Annotated in this window: 11 protein-coding genes and 1 pseudogene; 5 read left to right on the top strand and 7 right to left on the bottom strand. The window is 44.7% G+C overall.

The features are described 5' to 3' along the window. The first annotated feature begins 129 nt into the window (after positions 1-129). A complete protein-coding gene (locus BacF7301_RS22595; protein ID WP_167966369.1) occupies positions 130-2,676 on the top strand; it encodes a zinc-dependent metalloprotease in 2,547 nt (848 codons plus the stop codon). A 62-nt stretch (positions 2,677-2,738) separates the two neighbouring features. On the opposite strand, the gene BacF7301_RS22590 is transcribed toward BacF7301_RS22595, so the two are convergent. The 6 genes from BacF7301_RS22590 to BacF7301_RS22565 all read right to left on the bottom strand — a co-directional run bounded on the left by BacF7301_RS22590 (position 2,739) and on the right by BacF7301_RS22565 (position 7,086). After that, the gene (locus tag BacF7301_RS22590) at positions 2,739-3,188 is read right to left on the bottom strand and encodes an N-acetylmuramoyl-L-alanine amidase (RefSeq protein ID WP_167966367.1); all 450 of its coding nucleotides are present in this window, start codon (positions 3,186-3,188) and stop codon (positions 2,739-2,741) included. Between the two features lie 11 nt (positions 3,189-3,199). Beyond that, on the bottom strand, positions 3,200-3,517 hold the full coding sequence (locus BacF7301_RS22585) for a hypothetical protein (RefSeq protein WP_167966365.1): 318 nt from the start codon (positions 3,515-3,517) through the stop codon (positions 3,200-3,202). 142 nt (positions 3,518-3,659) lie between these two features. Further along, positions 3,660-4,181: an HU family DNA-binding protein gene (locus BacF7301_RS22580; RefSeq protein ID WP_167966363.1), complete on the bottom strand. Its 522-nt coding sequence runs from the start codon at positions 4,179-4,181 to the stop codon at positions 3,660-3,662. A 192-nt stretch (positions 4,182-4,373) separates the two neighbouring features. Next, a complete protein-coding gene (gene dnaB, locus BacF7301_RS22575; protein ID WP_167966361.1) occupies positions 4,374-5,753 on the bottom strand; it encodes a replicative DNA helicase in 1,380 nt (459 codons plus the stop codon). Next, entirely contained in the window at positions 5,743-6,360 is a 618-nt protein-coding gene (locus BacF7301_RS22570) for an LvrA C-terminal domain-related protein (protein WP_167966359.1), read from the bottom strand. The genes dnaB and BacF7301_RS22570 overlap by 11 nt, the downstream gene beginning before the upstream one ends. A gap of 420 nt (positions 6,361-6,780) precedes the next feature. After that, positions 6,781-7,086, bottom strand: a complete 306-nt coding sequence (locus BacF7301_RS22565; protein ID WP_167966357.1) for a DUF4248 domain-containing protein — start codon at positions 7,084-7,086, stop codon at positions 6,781-6,783. A 205-nt stretch (positions 7,087-7,291) separates the two neighbouring features. Between BacF7301_RS22565 and BacF7301_RS22560 the strand changes: the two genes are divergently transcribed. The 4 genes from BacF7301_RS22560 (at position 7,292) to BacF7301_RS22545 (ending at position 14,196) form a co-directional block, all read left to right on the top strand. Then, the gene (locus BacF7301_RS22560; protein ID WP_167966355.1) at positions 7,292-8,236 is read left to right on the top strand and encodes a tyrosine-type recombinase/integrase; all 945 of its coding nucleotides are present in this window, start codon (positions 7,292-7,294) and stop codon (positions 8,234-8,236) included. 371 nt (positions 8,237-8,607) lie between these two features. Then, on the top strand, positions 8,608-11,859 hold the full coding sequence (locus BacF7301_RS22555; RefSeq protein WP_167966353.1) for a coiled-coil domain-containing protein: 3,252 nt from the start codon (positions 8,608-8,610) through the stop codon (positions 11,857-11,859). A gap of 467 nt (positions 11,860-12,326) precedes the next feature. Then, a complete protein-coding gene (locus BacF7301_RS25845; protein WP_209319471.1) occupies positions 12,327-12,560 on the top strand; it encodes a hypothetical protein in 234 nt (77 codons plus the stop codon). 76 nt (positions 12,561-12,636) lie between these two features. After that, on the top strand, positions 12,637-14,196 hold the full coding sequence (locus BacF7301_RS22545) for an ATP-binding protein (RefSeq protein ID WP_167966351.1): 1,560 nt from the start codon (positions 12,637-12,639) through the stop codon (positions 14,194-14,196). 72 nt (positions 14,197-14,268) lie between these two features. Here BacF7301_RS22545 and BacF7301_RS26165 read toward each other — a convergent pair. Beyond that, a pseudogene (locus BacF7301_RS26165) lies at positions 14,269-14,367 on the bottom strand (PD-(D/E)XK nuclease domain-containing protein); the annotation flags it as partial. Positions 14,368-14,593: the final 226 nt, after the last annotated feature.

Here is a 14,593-nt window from a genome sequence, read left to right as displayed (position 1 = left end):
CAACATCTTGCGCCAATATTGAACAGGAAAAAAATAATTCATGTCGCTTTGTAAAAATAAGATAGTATGATTTGGATAGCTCACATGAATAGTTAACTTTGCAGCAACTAACATCTTAAAAATAAAAGCATGAGAAAACTAACCACCCTTTTGTTGCTCCTGGCAATGTTGATTCCAACAGCCGGAGCACAGTCTACCGACCTCTTTAAGAAGAAGAAAAAAAAGAAAAGTGCTACCGAAATGGCTGCAGACAAAGCTAAGGCCGACTCCATAGCCAAAGCCAAGAAATCCCCTTTCCAGCCTTACGCAAGTGTAATCACCAAAAAAGCCAAGACTATGAACGGCTTCTTCAAGGTGCACTGCATAGAAGGAAAATACTTCTTCGAGATACCCGATTCCTTGTTCGGACGCGACATATTGATTGTGAACCGTATTGTGAAAGCCCCGGTAGACAAGCAGAAACGCAAAGCCGGTTACCCCGGCGACCATATCAGTGACGAAGTAATCCGCTTCGAACTGGGACGTGACAACAAACTGTTTATCCGCCAAATCTCCTATCTGGAACATTCTACCGATACACTGGGAATGTATCAGGCAGTGCTGAACTCCAACGTCCAGCCTATCGTCGCCACCTTCCCCTTGAAAACAATGCGCAAAGACAGTCTGACGAAAAATTACGTAATCGAAATGACCGACTTTATCCGCAAGGACGGCGACATGTTCTCTTTCTCCAACTTTGCGAAAGACAATATCGGCGCAACCTCAATGATACCGGACGCCAGCTATATCGACACACTGAAAGCCTTCCCGCAAAATATCGAAATCCGCACCGTGCGTACTTTCCAGCGCAGGCCGCCGATGGGCAGCGCCTTCGAGAAAATGATGGCCCAATATACCAATTCCACCGGCCCGATGACCTACGAACTGAACAGCTCCATGCTGCTTCTTCCTAAAGAACCGATGAAGCCGAGACTCTACGACAGTCGCGTAGGTTACTTCGCTGTCGGTTACAAAGACTTTGACGGCAACCCGCACGGAATGAAATACAAAGCGAACATCACCCGCTGGCGTCTCGAACCGAAAGACGAGGATAAGGAGAAATACCTCAGGGGCGAACTTGTAGAACCGAAGAAACCAATCGTTATCTACATCGACCCCGCCACTCCTAAAAAATGGGTTCCTTACCTGATTCAAGGAGTCAACGACTGGCAGAAAGCCTTTGAGAAAGCCGGCTTCAAGAATGCCATCATCGGCAAAGAAGCCCCCACGGACGACCCGACATGGAGTCTGGAAGACGCCCGTCATTCGGCTATCGTCTATAAACCGTCCGATATTCCCAATGCAAGCGGCCCTCACGTACACGACCCCCGCAGCGGAGAAATCCTCGAAACACATATCAACTGGTATCACAACGTAATGCTCCTGCTCTACAACTGGTATATCGTGCAAGCCGGTGCCATCGACCCGGGAGCACGCAAACCCCAGTTTGACGATGAACTGATGGGCGAACTGATTCGTTTTGTATCTTCCCACGAGGTAGGCCACACACTGGGCTTGCGTCATAACTTCGGCTCTTCCGCCACCGTCCCGGTAGAAAAACTGAGAGACAAAGCATGGGTGGAAGCCAACGGCCACACCCCGTCCATCATGGACTACGCACGTTTCAACTACATCGCCCAACCGGAAGACAGCATCTCACGTGCCGGAATCTTCCCCCGCATCGGTATCTACGACGACTGGTCTATCGAATGGGGTTACCGCTGGATGCCCGAATTTGAGACGGCAGAAGCTGAAATCCCCCACATGAACAAGTGGATTATCAGCAAACTAAAGGAAGACAAGCGCTACACTTTCGGCACGGAAAGCGACCGCGACGACCCTCGTAACCAGAACGAAGACTTGGGCGACGACGCAGTGCTGGCAGGCACATACGGCATCAAGAATCTGAAACGTATCATGCCCGAAATCATCAACTGGACGTACGAACCGAACGAAGGCTACCAAAAGGCAAGCACCTTATACAGCAACGTAGCCGGACAGTTCTCCCTATATATGGGACATGTGGCAACCAATGTCGCCGGTATTTACAGTACCCCGATTTCGGTAGAACAGACCGATGTGAAAGCAGTGGAATTTGTGCCGAAGGATATACAGAAGAAAGCTGTGACATTCTTAAACAAAGAATTATTCACCACGCCTACTTGGTTGATGGACGACAAACTGACAGAAAAGGCCGGAGTCAATACCTTCAATTATATCTTCCGCGTGCAGAGTAATATCTTGAAACGTTTGCTTAGCAGCCGCACGCTGGACAAGATGACGACCAACGAATTGATGAACGGCAACAAAGCCTATACTTCCAATGAAATGTTCCAAGATTTGAAGAAAGGCATTTGGAACGACCTCAGAGGTGGCAAGAAGCCCGACCTCAATCAGCGTGCTTTGCAGAAAGTCTATGTGAACGCCTTGATTGCCATGCTCGACAAACCGAAAAATAACTCTAATCCGATGAGTTATTCCTCGGATTCCCCTTCGGAAGCGCCTGCCATTGCCCGCGGACAACTGGCTAGTCTTAGAAGTGAATTGAACAGTGCGGCAAGTGCTTCAAGTGGCATATATAAGAGTCACTATCAGAACTTGAAAGCATTGATTGATACTGCCTTTGATGCTAAGTAAAAGGACTATAAATACAAAAAGCGGCTCGTATATCAACGAGCCGCTTTCTTTTTTTGGGGGGATTACACTTTTCTCCAGTCAGTCTCAGCATTAAAGCAAGGACAAGCCTTAATCCATTCTTCCGGCTCAATCTCCCCATTCCCGTTCAAGTCCGGGCTCAAATCCCGATGTCCGCATACCCGGCAACCCGGATAATCCTTCAGCAAGGTAAGAATCAACACCCGCAGAGAATGTTTCTGCCACTCGGTACGCGTATCCTTCGGCCGTCCTTTACTGTCAAGTCCACCCTCATAACAAATACCGATACTTTCACAGTTGAAACCACGGGCATGTGCACCCACCCGTTCGAGGGGTCGGGTAGACTTGATATCCCCATTCTTCCGTATATAGAAATGATACCCCGCTCCGTTGAATCCCCGTCTGCGATGGCAGACATCCAAGTCATATTCCGTAAAGTCCCTGTCCTCGCGTGTAGCGGAACAGTGGACTACTATCAGGTTTATAGGTCGCATCACTTCCGTCGTCAAGCTTTCTTCAACCCCATACCCGCGCCGCCTGTATTACTGCGCTGCGCACACTCCTTATTGACACACTGCAAAGCAGCAGCCTGCGCCAACTGTCCCCGCAGCGAGAAAATCTCCGTATGCATCTCCTTCACCCTCGAACTAAGGTCGAAATAATCCTTCAACACCTTCTCCAACTGCTGCATCAGAAAAGAATACTGGCCTTTCACCAATTCGCTGAACTCTTTGACCTCTTGCGCCATAACCTTGCGCTTCTTGCGGTTACTGCCCAAAAAGGGCAGAATCGTCATAATAATCTCTATAATTTTATCTAGCATTTTAATAAATTGAAAATTGAAACATAAAATTAGAAAATAGGAGAGAAAACATGAACCACATGCCGGGGATAAAATAACTACTCCCCGGCATCCGTGTGGAACTGTTCATTAATAAGGTTTAACTCAAGGAAAGAGACAGCCTTTATGCTGCCGGGTCCGGAGTTTCCCCGTCATCCCCTTCGCCGGAACCGCCACCGTTTCCACCTTCAGAACCGCCCCCTTCGGAACCACCTTTAGCATCACCCTTTCCCGCCAGGACGAAATCCACATTATTCTCACTTCGGGTAGTGGTATGACTCGTATTCACCAGATGCAGCGCCTTATCAGCCACAAACCGGACATTCACCTTACGGATACAACGCACCGTGCAATCCTTCTCCTTCTCCGTGCCCTCGCTGCTCAGCGTGATATGGAAAGTCCCCAATCCATCAATCTTCACCTTGTCGCCTTGCGTAAGCGACAGGCGCAACTGCTCCACAAAAGCCTCGATAGCATGCTTCACATCTCCCGCCGTAAGCGAGGAATTCGCTTCGATGGCATCCGCCAGCTTGTTGACGTCCATCACCCTTACAGTACCCGATTTCTGGCGTACATAATACAACACCTGCGAGTCTTCCTCGCTCACATTCTTTCTGCGCTGATAGCGCTCTACTAATACGTTCATAATTTGAAAAAGTTAAGGTTTAAGTAATAATTATTTTCTGTCATTCCGACTATACAAAGATACAAAACTACGAAAGGAAAGTCAAGTATTTTATAAAATATTTCCAAGCAAAAAACAACCGTTTTGAACCCCCGAAAACAAATCTATAATGTAATGAAAAATAAACCGCAAAAACAACCACTTTCCCCATCCTTATCTGGCATGTTTCTGAAGATATTCCAATGGCGGAACATAATCCGTAATCTTCGTCATTTCCGGATTATGGCTGAAATAAGCGTTTCCCGTCTCCCCGTTGCGTTGCTTGGCGATGATGGCCACACCCAGGTCTTTGGTCGGATATCCGCTTTCCCTATCCGTAGTGACCCGTGCCAACGCCGGGCGATACAGCAACATCACCATATCCGCATCCTGCTCGATGGCACCGCTTTCGCGGAGCTGGCTCAGTTCCGGCCGCCTGTCTATCTGCCCTTCCGACAAACGGTTCAACTGGCTCAGTAACACCACCGGCACATTCAGTTCCTTGGCGAGCAACTTCGCCTTCCGCGCAGCCTGTGCCACTTCCTGCTCGCGGTTTCGGTTACTCTGCCCGCTGCTCATGTCGCAAAGTTGCAGATAATCGATGATAATCATGCCGCACTCATTCCGGCTTTGCAGCAACCGTGCGCTGGAACGCACATGCTCCATACTGACCACCGTACTGTCATCCACATGAATCGGCAACCGCGCCAGTCCGGCAGCCACGGCGCGCGCTTCCGCCATCTCCTGCGCGCTCACCGTTCCCCCGCGCCAATGACCGGCACTGACATTGCTCGCCCCCGTCAGCCACCGGTCTGCCAACCTTTCGCCCTGCATCTCAAGACTGTAGACAGCTACGGCATACCCCGCCATTGCCGCGTTTCGTGCCAGGTGCAGCGCGAATCCCGTCTTTCCCACACCGGGACGCGCGGCGATAACCACCAGTTCACCGTTCTGTAGCCCCGACGTCATGCGGTCCAAATCCGTCAGCCCCGTAGGAATCCCCGTCACGCCATCCACGCTCCGGGCGATACGCCCCTCAGCTTCCGTCATGGCAGCCGCCATCAGCGTATCCATGTCGCGCATATTGCTATGGTGTCCGGATTCCCCTTCCAGACGGTCGAGCAGATTGTGCGCGTCCACCAGCGTGTCACCGATGTCTATGGTTTCGTCCAGCGAGCAGGCGAGTAACTTGTTCAACCCCAGAATCATCTCCCGCCGCAGAAACTTCTCGTGCACTATCTGCGCATGATACTCGATATGTGCGGAACTGGCCACCTTACTGCTCAACTGCGTGATGCCGTAGGGGCCGCCCGCATCCTCAAGCTTTCCCCGGCGGGCAAGCTCCTCTTTCACGGTGAGAATATCAATCTTCGTGCCCGCCTGGTGCATGGCGAGCAAAGCGCTGAAAATCAACTGGTGACGCGTCACGTAAAACATCTCCGGGCGTAACTTCCCCGCTATCAGCGGTAAGGCATCCTGCTCGATAAGGCAGGCGCCTATGATAGCCTCTTCCACTTCGGGCGCTTGTGGCGAAACCCGGTTCTCAGTATTCATTAAGAAACGCTTTATTAGATAAGTAACTGCCTGCATGCAGGACATATTTGGAATTTGTCTGATGGAAATAATATTCCTCGATTTTGTCGATAGCGAGTTGCTGCTCTTTGGCGCTGAGCTTTTTCCATTCGCGCTGCACTTTGGCTATGTTCTCTTTGGGAAGTTGCGTAATGGCGTGATACTCGTCCCAGAAGTAGGCGAACTTCTCGTTGACGGCTTTCTTCTTCTTCATCGCTTCAGGATTCCCCACCCATTTGTCATATTCCACCACGCGGATATGCAAGGACTTGTCCTCATGCGGGATGATTTCAATCACTCCTGCGGTGGCCAGGTCGTGAATCAGGCGGAAAGTCCGGCAGATACTCCAGTTGAAAATCCGGCTCCAGTCGCGGTAGCTGTGCATGCTTTCGCCCCGCCGGCACACGAATTCCTTATTTTGATATCCGGTATATTGCGTCTCCGAATAGTTGACCTTCATAAGCATGATTAAGAGTGCCTCTGTATCCCCTTCGCAACTATGCCCGTTGTCAATCTGCTGTTGCAACAAAGATTTGGGGATAATCAGGAACCCGCGCGCCGTCATGGACTGGAAATTAAATTTCTTCATAAGTCGAGTGTTTTTAAAATTTTCGGTAAATATACACTAGTTTTCATGAGCATGCAATAAGCCATGTTCAGCACGGTTCGCGGGAGTTGACGGGTGGAGAACAGAGTTAAAAAAAAACTTTTTCATCCCGGAATGCGGTTCATTGGATACGAAATGAAACAGACGCTCCGTTGGGGGGAAACGGAGCGTCTGTTTGGAGTGAACGGAGCCTGCGTTCGGGTGAATCAGAGGCTCTGTTTGAGGGCGGAAAAACGGACACTTGTGCGTAACGCTTAGCGTAACACCTTTTTCTTTGTGTAAGTTGCTGTGTTATTGGATTTTATATGTGTAAAGAAAAAGTACCCGTAACGCTTGACGTAACACATTATAAACAATAAATAATAAAATATATATTTAAAAATATATAGTTCGATTTTCCCTTTATTTCTTGTCTGCGTTTACACTTTCGATTGCAGTTTCGTTAGTTGGCGGTATCTTGATGACGGGTGTCCCCAGAAATTCGATGAGGATGAGTTGCATCTTCGGACTGACGTTGTTTGTTTTCTTTGTGTAGCCTGCTTCTGTCATTCGGGCAGCCAGTTCTTTGTGGGTTCTGATACAGTTGCGCAATTTTCTGCTGGCCGAACTGGGAGTGGACAAATCCGGAAAATACTCTACCGCTAAGTCAGAGAAATGTTTGAAACCGTTAATACTGTTGCCGTCGTTGGCTGATTCATGAGTTTTCATGATTCTTAAAATTTTAAATTAAACGAAATAGGGCTTTTGACCCTGAAAATTGCGCAAATGTAAGCAAATATATTCTAAGGATAAACTTAAAGTTATGACTTTTTATTTGACTGTTTTTATGTATGTAAAATTTAATATTCGTATTTTTGTAGTTACTGAAAGTAAGCTTTTATAAATGTAAATATTAATAATTAAGATTTTTTTTATGAAGAAAGAAAATTTGATTTCGTTTATGAGACAAGTGTCCCAAGGACTGGAAGACAGTGGCAAGCTGGGCACTGCTCATGTGTATAAGAGTACGTTGAATGTGGTTGTGGCCTTTCTGCGGAAAGACTGCCTGCCGTTTCGGGCGGTGACTCCCGGTTGGCTGAAATGTTTCGAGAACAGCCTTCGCGGGCGTGGATGCAGTTGGAATACGGTGTCTACCTATATGCGTACGTTGCGTGCCGTCATCAACCGTGCCGTAGACCAACAGAAGGCGCCCTATGTGCCGCGCCTTTTCAGTGCGGTCTATACAGGCACGCGTGCCGACCGCCGCCGTGCGTTGGACGACGGGGACATGAAGAAGATGTTTGCCCGCCCGGCTCCCGCGAACGCTACCGCTGCCATGAGACGCGCGCAAGAATGTTTCATCCTTATGTTTTTGCTCCGCGGGTTGCCTTTTGTCGATTTGGCATACTTGCGCAAGTCCGATTTGCAGGGAGACGTCATCACCTACCGCCGGCGTAAGACGGGACGCCCCCTGTCCGTGACGCTGACGCCGGAAGCCATGTCGCTATTAGAGAAAAACAAGAGCCGTGATGCCGCATCCCCCTATCTCTTCCCGATTCTCCATAGCGGAGAGGGGACAAAGGAAGCATATCGCGAATACCAGTTAGCACTGCGCAACTTCAACCACCAACTGGAACTGCTCGGGCAGCTACTCGGACTTGAAGGCAAATTGAGTTCATACACCGCCCGCCACACCTGGGCTACCACTGCCTATTATTGCGAGATACACCCGGGAATCATCTCCGAAGCGATGGGACATTCGTCCATTACCGTGACGGAGACATATCTGAAACCGTTCAGAAATCGGAAAATTGATGAAGCAAATAAACAAATCCTTGATTTTGTGAAGCGGTCAGTTGGTTGGATAATAGCTTCATAGATAGACTGTTACTTCGTAGGTAACGGGTTTGTATTTCGGTGCAAATATGAGCATATTTCTTAAAACAACCAAACTAAATCGTACATTTTTTCCAATAATCTACTCAAAAGCGGAACTGGGACAGACAAAACACGTGGATTCTTTGTATTAGGGCTTTGTTAACTTCTAAATATTGTAAAAGGTTTCCCTCCCCTCTGCCGCTTGTCAGAAGCAGGGGTAAAATTTCTAATCGCATATTGTCTTATTTTTCCGTACTGACTACTCTGAAAGAGCAGGAACAAAGGTTTTCCCGTTACCTACGAAGTAACGGGCAGTCTGTTATTGAAACTTAGTGTTTAATAATATATTATTAATGTAATTTTTAAGTAGTTATGAAAAGAAAATTTGTAAAAGTGATGTTCTTCGGAGCTTTGGCGCTTTCTACTGTCACCTACGTAGGTTGTAAGGACTATGATGATGATGTGAAAGGGCTGCAAGAGCAGATTGACACCATCAACAAAAAAGGGGCTGATGTAACAACGGAAGCTATGAAAACTGCTATTAGTAGTGCAGTGGCTGATTTACAATCTCAACTGGATGCAATAGCGGGCAAAGCAGACAAAACTGCGCTAGAAGAACTGAAAGCAGCAGTTCAGAAATTGCAAACAGCGTTAGAGGGCAAAGCTTCAAGTGAAGATGTTGCTGCATTGAACACAAAACTGGAGGAAGCTATTGGTAAAGTAGACAAATCCATCGCTGATGCAGTAAAAGTAGCAAAAGACCAACTGCAAGCTGAAATCGACGCCTTGGAAGAAAAGCTGGGTACAGCTGATGGAAAAGCAGATGAGAATGCTTTGAAATTGGCAGAACTTGAGCAGAAAATGTTGGAACTTGATAAGGCAAGCGGAGAAAGAATTGCTAAGCTGGAACTTCAAATTGCTGAATTGGAAGGCATAAAGACTAGAATTAAGAATCTGGAAGATGCTAGTGCCAATTTCGCTACAATGGACCAGTTGGATGAATATCTGCAAACTGCAAAGGACTATGTAGATACTAAAATGCTTGATTATTTGACGTCAGATCAAGTAACTAATAAAGTCGATGCTGTGAAAACGTACGTAGACGGAGCATTCAGAACAACTATTTTGACTGAACTGGGAACAACTTATCTGAGTATTGATTCATACAATGAAGATATGGAAAAGCTTACACAACAGATAAGTACATTTGTTGATAGCCAAAGTCAAGAATATAAGGACATATTTGTGGATATTAAGACGTTGATGGACTACAAGAAAGATGTTCTTGAAGTACTAGTCAAAAATTTATCGGATCCGAATAATAATACTATTCAGAAGGCAAATGACTGTTATAATGCTTTGAATGGTATAACAGATGTGAAAGATGAATTAGCTAAGTGTGCAAAAACTTCAGATTTATCTGTATATCTGAAATCAGCAGACTTGAATAAGGAGATTGATGACCATCTGAAAGCAACCTTCGCCTCTTATGATTCTAGCATAAAAGAAATCGGAACAAAGGTAGAAACTCTTACTGGCGCAGTAAAAGATATGCTTAAGAGCCTTGTTTTCCTTCCGCAAGAATATGACGAAAACGGCTTGGTGAGAAAGGTTGAATTCATATCTTATTATACAACTGATGATGCTTCTACTGCTGCTAATGCTGAAGGTCAGAAAGAAACTATTGGCAGTGTGCTGATTTCCAATGAAGTAGAAACTAAAGTAAGATTCCGTGTTTCTCCGGCTACTGCCGTTGATGCATTGGTAGCGGAGAATAGTAAATACACTATCACAACAGACAAACATATCGTGAAAAGTCGTAGTGTTGGTGCACCATTTGAAGTTACCGGAGTATCAAAGGTTAAAAAATCGGGATCGGAAACTGAATATGAAGAAGGTGTAATTGAAGTGACTTTGAATATTGGTTCTGCTTCAGAAAGTTATGCTATCGCTTTGTACGTGACCGGTAATGATGAAACAACAAAACTGACTGAAATCACTTCTGATTACTTTGCTGCCATCATAGGCAAAAGTTATGTGAAAAATGTTACTTATTCTAATGCGACTACAGGACGTGGTGATGTGATGTATGATGATAATGTGAATGGATTGTCATTCTTTACTGCTGCTACTAGTGAAAATGATGGTTCGGAATATTATTCAGTGACATTGAGTGACAAAGATGGCAAGAATGAGAAAACAGCAACATCATTGAGTGGCATGAATATCCCGACTGATCTTTTTAATGTTACATTCGCATTAGATGGTGCTAATAAAGAACACTTTACTCTAAAGGATGGTCTTTTGAAAAAGACTGCTGAAAGTGCATTGGAGGATGTATGTACAGTAACTCCGACTGTAACAATGACAGTAGGAAATAAAACTGCTTCATATGCAGGAACTGCTGAAACTGTAACTGTTAAATCACGCGGTGCTGAAACGACAGTTACCCTGGATAATAAACAGATATGGAATACCGGAGAGAAAACATATAATCTTCAAGCGGCTGCAATTAAAGCTATTTTGGATGAAATCAATAAAGCTACTGGAGAAAAATATAAAAAGCTTTCTGACGTAAGTTCAGCGATAGCTGAAGCCAGTGGTTCTGTGAAACATGAAGCTGATGGTAAAGTGGATGTTGAAGTGAATAACGACGATGTGGTAGTAACTGTTCAAGGTGAATTCTCTGGTACTGCTGTTCCATACATTACATTTGACTTTGGAAACACTTTGGTAATAAAAGTACTAGTTAGTGTAACAGTGAACAAACCGGAATTCAAAGCTTTGAATGCAGAAAAAGCAGTTTGGGATGGTCGTTCTGTATTACCAATGATTTCTGCGGTTGGTGGTAATCCTCTTGCAGTTACTTTAACTAGAAATCTGGGAATATTGTTTGTGAAATCAGAATGGGATAACCTTATAGCCGAAGCTAAAGCAGGTAATGTTGAACTTAAGACTGTACTTACAGCAGGTAAGAAAACTGGTAATGAGGTTGGTACTGTTGCAATTTCAGGAGAAAATAGTGAAATATATACATTCACCAATAACAAGTCCAACACTGATGAGGTGACTGTAAAATTTGTGTTGTACTGTGGAGATGAAGCTAAACCGGAAGATGAAATTGCCACCGTTGGAACAGTTGAGCTTATTGCTCCTGATATGACAGGCGATTTGCAGGCTCCTACTGAAGATGAGGACATTAACATTATAAAGGGGAATTTGGCTGAAACTACAAACTTGTTGGCAAATTTCACATGGAATGACTCAAGAAAGAAAGAAATGTGGCCAGAGCTTGCTCAAGATTTCGGAGATGGCATTAACTCTGCAGCCGATGCTTTAGGTGTTTATGGATTGAACGTGACATATACAGTGGTTGATGAAGGTAGTAACCGTGCTGATTTTGAAAAATATTTCGATAAGACTGGTTATATCGATGGTGTATTGACTGAAGATGCAGTTAAGGATATTAAGCTGAATAGTACTTATAATAATTTGGAGACATCTCTTGATGCACCGATTCAGGTAGTCATTGAAATTAAAGCCGCTTCTTCTTGGGGACAGGCAATAACGAACGGAACTACAAGAATGAGTATTACGTATCCGAAAGGTACTGCTAAGAAATAAACTCATGAATTGAGAATATTTCTTTATAATACAAGCATCTCCCCTCTACTAGCTTAGGCTGGTAAGGGTGGGAGATAGCTTCAAAAAAACAGGCTGATATAAGGTCTGAATTGATAAACTTATCTTCATGCTATTGTATGAAGATAGTTCCCCTAAGTACGCAGATAGAAAGTTTATGCTTGTGAAAGTATATCTTTCGTGCCTGCTACTTAGCAGGAAGATGTCTCCCTTATTTCCCACAGACATCTTCCTATTATTCCCGGGGCATCTTCCGTATTGCGCTAGAATTAATATGCTAGTCCCTTATTTCCCTATAGATAAGAAGATGTTCTGAGAATACAGAAAACCCGGGCTTGTGAAAGTCCGGGCTTTTTCGATTGTAATGGCGATGCCTAGAACTTCTTTGTATCTCGCTCCGATTGAACAGAACCTGATTGAACGGGTAACCGAAATTCCGTATTAGTCGGATGGAAGAATGGGAGAAAATAGAAGAATCGTTCAATTGCGGTGATACCGACTTGAACGATTTTATTTTGCATGAGGCTCCGCTATACCGGGAAGCGTTATTGGCTGTGTCTTGGGTAGCTAGCCCATTACTGTCCGCCCTCTTTCGTATCAGCTTCTGTAATTCTCGTCGTAGTAGTGCTAAAACAGAAAGTGGTTGTGAAACTTTTATTGTAGGTGAAATGTTTTTCTTTTAACTTGCTATGGCAGAGAAATCTACTAAAATCAGTATCTTTGCAATAAGAAAGCGCATTTTTTATAAAAGCAGAGAGTATGAGCAATAAAATTTATCCTATCGGTATTCAGAGTTTTGAAAAGATTCGTAATGACGGTTATTTCTATTTTGATAAAACTGCATTGATGTATCAAATGGTCAAGACGGGAAGTTATTATTTTTTGAGTCGTCCGCGCCGTTTCGGAAAGAGTCTGCTCATCTCTACCTTAGAAGCTTACTTTCAAGGAAAGAAGGAATTGTTTACTGGCTTGGCAGTAGAAAAGTTGGAAAAAGACTGGATTAAATATCCTATATTGCATCTCGACCTTAATATCGAGAAGTATGACACACTGGAAAGTCTGGATAATATACTTGATAAATCGCTGACAGCGTGGGAGAAACTTTACGGTGCCGAGCCGTCCGAACGTTCGTTTTCCTTGCGTTTCGCCGGTATCATAGAGCGTGCCTGCAAATTGGTAGGGCAACGTGTGGTCATCTTGGTCGACGAATATGACAAACCTATGTTACAAGCCATTGGTAATGAGGAACTTCAAAAACAATTCCGAAACACCTTGAAACCGTTCTATGGAGCGCTCAAAACAATGGACGGTTGCATTAAGTTTGCATTCCTTACTGGCGTGACAAAGTTTGGCAAAGTCAGTGTATTCAGTGACTTGAACAATCTGGATGATATTTCAATGTGGAATGAGTATATCGAAATATGTGGTGTCAGCGAGCGTGAAATTCACGAAAATCTGGAAACAGAACTCCATGAATTTGCTGCAGCGCGAGGTATGACGTATGACAAGCTTTGTGAAGAACTGAGAGAGTGCTATGACGGCTATCATTTTACGCACAATTCAATCGGCATGTACAATCCGTTCAGTCTGCTTAACGCTTTCAAACGCAAGGAATTCGGCAGCTATTGGTTTGAGACGGGTACGCCTACCTATCTGGTGAAGTTACTAAAAAAACATCATTATGACTTGGAACGAATGACGCACGAGGAAACTGATGCCCAGGTTCTGAACAGTATAGACTCAGAATCTACTAATCCCATTCCTGTGATTTATCAGAGTGGATACCTCACCATCAAGGGGTATGATGAAGAATTTGGAATGTATCGTTTAGGTTTCCCAAATCGTGAAGTGGAAGAGGGATTTATCCGTTTCCTACTTCCTTTTTATGCGAATGTGAATAAGGTGGAATCCCCTTTTGAGATTCAGAAGTTTGTCCGTGAGGTGCGTTCCGGTGATTATGATTCTTTCTTCCGTCGCTTGCGGAGTTTCTTTGCGGACACTACTTACGAAGTGATTCGTGACCAGGAACTGCATTACGAAAACGTGCTTTTCATCGTTTTTAAACTGGTCGGCTTCTACGTCAACGTGGAATATAAGACGAGTGACGGACGTATCGACCTCGTCCTGCAGACTGATAAATTCATCTATATAATGGAATTTAAGCTGAACAGCACGGCCGAAGAGGCTTTGCAGCAGATTAACGACAAGCATTACGCCCTTCCTTTCGAAATGGATGAACGTAAACTCTTTAAAATAGGAGTAAACTTCAGTGCGGAAACCCGCAATATTGAAAAGTGGATAGTGGAGGAAAATAGATAATTTAAGCTTCTTCACATACCACCATTTTCATCCCCTGATAGACAACTACGATTTTGTGCAAAGTCGTTGTTCCAACAAGTAGCTGTGTAGTTGTTCACGTACTACTTGGTTGGGTATAGTCAATAATGTCTGACCATATTTAATGCCGCTAATAGTCAACATTCCGAAGTATGAAAAACGAATTGAAATATATATTATTGCTTCCCCCGTATCCCCCCGTCCCAGCGGATTTATAATTCGCTGGTTTTTCGTATCAGGATTTGTAATCCGCTTGCTTTTTACGTGCATCTTGAACAGGAAACGAGTACAAATCCGATTGAACGGAGAGTTTAATTGAACAAGGATGAGCGGCTTGAACAGAGAGTTTGGTAGATAGCTAAAAACAATAAGAAGTAAT

This window comes from Bacteroides faecium (genome assembly GCF_012113595.1).
GTDB lineage: Bacteria > Bacteroidota > Bacteroidia > Bacteroidales > Bacteroidaceae > Bacteroides > Bacteroides faecium.
The sequence above is the reverse complement of the archived record's forward strand: the minus strand, read 5'-3'. Positions and strand labels throughout refer to the sequence as shown.

Excerpts from the sequence above, each read along its gene's own strand:
- BacF7301_RS22595 (WP_167966369.1), top strand. The coding sequence starts at position 130 with ATGAGAAAACTAACCACCCTTTTGTTGCTCCTGGCAATGTTGATTCCA.
- BacF7301_RS22570 (WP_167966359.1), bottom strand. The coding sequence starts at position 6,360 with ATGAAGAAATTTAATTTCCAGTCCATGACGGCGCGCGGGTTCCTGATT.
- dnaB (WP_167966361.1), bottom strand. The coding sequence starts at position 5,753 with ATGAATACTGAGAACCGGGTTTCGCCACAAGCGCCCGAAGTGGAAGAG.
- BacF7301_RS22580 (WP_167966363.1), bottom strand. The coding sequence starts at position 4,181 with ATGAACGTATTAGTAGAGCGCTATCAGCGCAGAAAGAATGTGAGCGAG.
- BacF7301_RS22565 (WP_167966357.1), bottom strand. The coding sequence starts at position 7,086 with ATGAAAACTCATGAATCAGCCAACGACGGCAACAGTATTAACGGTTTC.
- BacF7301_RS22590 (WP_167966367.1), bottom strand. The coding sequence starts at position 3,188 with ATGCGACCTATAAACCTGATAGTAGTCCACTGTTCCGCTACACGCGAG.
- BacF7301_RS22585 (WP_167966365.1), bottom strand. The coding sequence starts at position 3,517 with ATGCTAGATAAAATTATAGAGATTATTATGACGATTCTGCCCTTTTTG.
- BacF7301_RS22560 (WP_167966355.1), top strand. The coding sequence starts at position 7,292 with ATGAAGAAAGAAAATTTGATTTCGTTTATGAGACAAGTGTCCCAAGGA.
- BacF7301_RS25845 (WP_209319471.1), top strand. The coding sequence starts at position 12,327 with ATGGAAGAATGGGAGAAAATAGAAGAATCGTTCAATTGCGGTGATACC.
- BacF7301_RS22545 (WP_167966351.1), top strand. The coding sequence starts at position 12,637 with ATGAGCAATAAAATTTATCCTATCGGTATTCAGAGTTTTGAAAAGATT.
- BacF7301_RS22555 (WP_167966353.1), top strand. The coding sequence starts at position 8,608 with ATGAAAAGAAAATTTGTAAAAGTGATGTTCTTCGGAGCTTTGGCGCTT.